We start from the raw sequence: 4,478 nt of genomic DNA on the forward strand, positions 1-4,478 counted from the left end.
GTCCTGACCAGGATCGGTCAGGACGGCAGACCCGCGCAGATCAGTTGAAGCCCTTGCTGATCACGGCCTTGGTGTCCACGGTGACGCGCTCGGCGGTCTCGGGCGCGAGCGGGAGCCGCGGCGGCCGGCACGGGCCGCCACGACGACCCGCAAGGTCCATCGACAGCTTGATCGCCTGCACGAACTCCGTCTTGGAGTCCCAGCGCAGCAGCGGGTGCAGGTCGCGGTAGATCGGAAGAGCCTTCTCGATGTCCTCGGCCCGTCCGGACGTCGCCAGGTCGTACAGCTCCTTGCAGGCACGCGGGAAGGCGTTCGTGTAGCCGGCGATCCATCCGACGGCACCTGCCAGGCCGAGCTCGAGGAGGACGTCGTCGGACCCGATCAGCAGGTCCAGCTCAGGTGCCAGCTCGCGGATCTCATAGGCGCGGCGTACGTCTCCGGTGAACTCCTTCACCGCGACGATCAGGCCCTCACCGTGGAGCTCGGCGAGCAGGGCGGGAGTGAGGTCGACCTTGGTGTCGTAGGGGTTGTTGTAGGCCACGATGGGCAGCCCGACCGCAGCCGCGGCGCGGTAGTGCTCGAGCACCGCCTCCCGGCCGGCGGCGTAGGCGTTCGGCGGGAGCAGCAGCACCGACTGCGCACCGGCCGACGCGGCCTGCTCGATCCAGCGACACGTCTCCGCAGATCCGTACGCCGCCACGCCCGGCATCACGCCGAAACCGTCGGGCGAGGCCTCGACCGCGATCTCGACGACGCGGGCACGCTCCTCGTCGGTGAGGTTGTGGTATTCGCCGAGCGACCCGTTCGGGGCCACGCCGTCCATCCCGTTCTCGGCGAGCCAGCGAACGTGCTCCGCATAGCCGTCGAAGTCGACGGCCAGATCGTCGGTCAGGGGCAGAGCGGTCGCGACGGTGATGCCACGCCAGGGCTTGTTGGTCATGAGTTCTCCTCGTTCCGATGTCTCGTGAATGCTATGTGACATTGCACTGTCATACAAGGGGTGAATTTTCGCGCCCGCTCAGTGTCGCCTCGCCCCGCTGGGAGCGTCCGTCGCCGCCTCGGCCTGGCGAGCGACCCAGTAGTCAGCGTGACGGATCCCCAGACGCACGGGGTCGAAGGTCGGGTCGACACCGGCGCGCCGCTGCTCGTCATAGTCACGGAGCGTCATGAGGGCAGGCTTGAGCAGGAACAGCAGGCAGACCAGGTTGACCCAGGCGAGGCTCGCGTAGCCGACATCACCGATCGCCCAGATCAGGTCGGCCGCCTGGACCGAACCGAAGAACGTCATCCCGAGCAGCGCGAGCTTGAGCACCATGCTGGCCGCGCGGTTCGTGCCGCGCAGCAGGTAGGTCAGGCTGGTGTCGCAGATGTAGTAGAAGGCCACCAGCGTCGTGAACGCGAACAGCCCGAGCGCGACCGCCACGACCGGTCCCCCGACACCAGCCCCGACCGTGTCCAGAGCGGTCTGCGTGTAGGCCGGACCGGCCTCGACACCGTCGAGGTGGTTCACCACCGTCTTGCCGTCCGCGGTGGCGACGTTGTAGCTGCCGGTCACGATGATCATGAACCCGGTCGCCATGCACACCATCAGGGTGTCGACGTAGATCGAGAAGCACTGCACGAGCCCCTGCTTGGCCGGATGGGACACCTCGGCGGCCGCCGATCCGTACGTCCCCTCCCCCACGCCGGCGACGTTCGAGAACATCGCCCGCCGAACGCCCCAGGCGATCGCCGCGCCGACCATGCCGCCGAACACCGAGTCGAGTCCGAGCGCACTGGAGACCACGAGGCTCAGCGCGGCCGGCAGCTCGGTGATGTTCACCGCCAGCACCACAACAGCGGCGACGATGTAGGCGACCGCCATGAACGGCACCACCTTGTCGGCGAACCCGACGATGCGCTTGCGCTCGCCGAGGACGATGAAGCCCAGGGCGGCCACGACGACGAGGCCGGTGATCCAGGCCGGCACACCGAACGCGCCCTCGAAGCTCGCCGCGATGTTGTTGGACTGGATGCCGGGCGCGAGCACGGCGTACAGGCTCACCGCCGTGACTGCCGCGACCACGCCCAGCCAACGCAGGCCGAGCCCCTTCTCGAGGTAGTACGGGATCCCGCCGCGGAACTGACCCCCGACGCGCTCCTTGTAGATCTGGGCGAGCGTGGACTCGACGAAGGCGGTCGCACCGCCGAGAAAGGCCATCACCGCCATCCAGAACAGCGCTCCCGGCCCGCCCGCGTAGATCGCGGTCGCGACGCCCGCGATGTTGCCGACGCCGATGCGGCTCGACAGCGTCAGCGCGAGCGCCTGGAACGACGAGATCCCCTCGGCGGACGAGCCACCCCCACGAAGCTGCCGAACCATGTCCGGCAGCCGTCGAACCTGCAGCACGCGGGTTCGGAAGGTCAGGAAGAGCCCCAACCCCAGGGACAACACGATCAAGGGGTTCCACAACCACTCGTTGATCTTCACCAGCAGATCCACGGCTACCTCTTTCAGTCTCGGGACATGGTGACCGGAGTCACACAGCGGTCGGTAACACTACGGTGTGACATTGCACTAACACAACCCTCTGAACTGGGTGATCCACCATGAGCGTGGACAGCTCCCCCCGCGCAACGGTGCGGGCCGCTCAGCAGACGGAACGGCTCCTGCCGTTGCCGCACCAGCCTGGGCAGCGGGCACGCAACCTCGGCTCAGCTCAGTCCGGCCAGGTGGGCCAGGCGAGCCAGACCGGGCTTGGTGTGCGTCGCCAGGCGTTCGCGCGCGTCGTCCAGGGCCGCGGATCCGGGATGCCCACGTGGAATCCGAGCCGGGTTCAGTGCGACCCGGTCCGACCACTCCTTGATGTCCGGCTCGGCCGAGAACGACATGGCCGCGCGGGTACCCAGGACGTTCATCCTCGCCCACGTCACCATCGAGTCCGGAAGTGGACTCGGTGGACAGAGCCGGTTCTTCTCGGCGTCGCTGCCGCGGGTCGCCTCGACGTAGCCGACGACCGCGGCGCCGAAGCAGGGGAAACCGGCTCTGATCGGCTGCAGGGTGATCGCCTCGGGGCGCCAGACCGGGACCAGCGGCGGATACTTCAGACCGTCAGCCGCGCAGTGCACGACCAGAGCGTCCTCCGCGACAGCGGCAGATCCCTCGGCGAAGGTCAGCCTGCCGCGCTCGACGTGCTGGAGGTGGCCCCGGCGTACGACGTTCTCGACCGTACGCAGCTGCTCGAGCTCCCACCTCGCCAACGTCGGCGTCTTGGCCATCGTCGGCATGACCGTGCGGTCGATGCGGAGCATGATGCCGGCGTCCTCGAGCCCGAGGAACAGGTCCTCGGGCGACGTCGACTGCTCGGCGACGCGCATCGTGTCGGCGGCCATGCCGAGGAAGACCGCGGGATCAGGCTGGACGAGGGCCCGGTCGAGCATCCACGGGTCACGAGGCCGCACCCAGCAGATCGCGTCGGGATCCACCGCACGCGACAGCAGCCAGACACACGCGTCGGTCGCGGTCTTGCCCGATCCGACGATCACGTACTGGCTCGGCGCATCCTCGAGTCGCGCGAGCTCGTTGACCGGCACCACCCGGGCACCCGCTGCGACGCCGAAAGGCGGCGGCATCTCCGCCGGGATGCTGGGCGCCAGGTAACGCGCGTCGACGATCCGGGCCCCGGGCATCTCGAAACGCTCGCCCCCGATCCGCGAGAGCACTGCGCCGTCCCCGAGGTAGTCGCTGCCGGGGAAGAACCGGACCTTGCCGGACTCCACCATCCGGTCGAGGATCCGGGCGTAGTAGGCGCAGATCTGCGCCTGGTCGGCCCGCTCCTGAAGTCCCTCCTCGGGTCCGTGCTGCTGCGGCTGCCCATCGCCGAGCAGTGTCGAGGCGACGCCGTAGAAGGCCGAGGCCTGGTGCAGGCGGACGAAGGGGTACGCCTCCAGCCAGTGGCCGCCGACACCGTGACGACGATCGACCATGGCCACACGTACGTCCGCGTGCTCGGTCAGCGCGTCGACGAAGGCCATCCCCATGGCGCCGGCGCCCACGACGAGGTAGTCAGCATCGACCGTGCGGCTCATGCACCCACCGAAGCACGGCGGGACCATCACGACCGAGGGCCTCTGGGCCTATGCCATAGACGGGGTACAGCTCACGTGCCCCGCACCCGGTCCCGGGCGCACTCGACTAGGCCTCCAAGCTCGAGGCCGTACGTCGGGCCGGCCGTCCGCTCGTAGGCCTCCAACCGACCTGCCGCGCGCTCGATGAGGCGCGACGCGCCGACGGCGTTGCCCCGCTCGTGGTGGGTCAGGCCGACGCACAGCTGGGCCAGGCCCTGCCACAGCTCGCGCTCCTCCTCCGGGCCCGACTTCCACCGGACCTCGAGAGCCTCGTGGGCCGCGAAGGGACGACCTTCGTCCAGGAGCTCGCGGGCGTACGCGATGGTCTCCTCCGGCGGCCGCGGCTCTTCGGAGATGGGCTCGACCCCGGG

4 protein-coding genes are annotated in these 4,478 nt (G+C 69.0%); all 4 read right to left on the bottom strand.

Annotation, left to right across the window (positions count from 1 at the left end; all coding sequences use genetic code 11):
- Positions 1-40 precede the first annotated feature (40 nt).
- A complete protein-coding gene (locus ACRDPS_RS00315) occupies positions 41-940 on the bottom strand; it encodes a dihydrodipicolinate synthase family protein (RefSeq protein ID WP_431499618.1) in 900 nt (299 codons plus the stop codon).
- A 78-nt stretch (positions 941-1,018) separates the two neighbouring features.
- Positions 1,019-2,482, bottom strand: a complete 1,464-nt coding sequence (locus tag ACRDPS_RS00320) for an alanine/glycine:cation symporter family protein (protein ID WP_431499619.1) — start codon at positions 2,480-2,482, stop codon at positions 1,019-1,021.
- A 212-nt stretch (positions 2,483-2,694) separates the two neighbouring features.
- Positions 2,695-4,068: an NAD(P)-binding protein gene (locus ACRDPS_RS00325; protein WP_431499620.1), complete on the bottom strand. Its 1,374-nt coding sequence runs from the start codon at positions 4,066-4,068 to the stop codon at positions 2,695-2,697.
- A 71-nt stretch (positions 4,069-4,139) separates the two neighbouring features.
- A partial coding sequence (locus ACRDPS_RS00330) for a DUF309 domain-containing protein (protein WP_431499621.1) occupies positions 4,140-4,478 on the bottom strand: 339 nt, incomplete at its 5' end.

The sequence above is a fragment of the Nocardioides sp. genome (assembly GCF_050699375.1).
In the GTDB taxonomy this organism is placed as follows: domain Bacteria; phylum Actinomycetota; class Actinomycetes; order Propionibacteriales; family Nocardioidaceae; genus Nocardioides.

What these genes read in the sequence shown, in the direction of transcription:
- ACRDPS_RS00315 (WP_431499618.1), bottom strand. Translation starts at nt 940, where the DNA reads ATGACCAACAAGCCCTGGCGTGGCATCACCGTCGCGACCGCTCTGCCC.
- ACRDPS_RS00325 (WP_431499620.1), bottom strand. Translation starts at nt 4,068, where the DNA reads ATGAGCCGCACGGTCGATGCTGACTACCTCGTCGTGGGCGCCGGCGCC.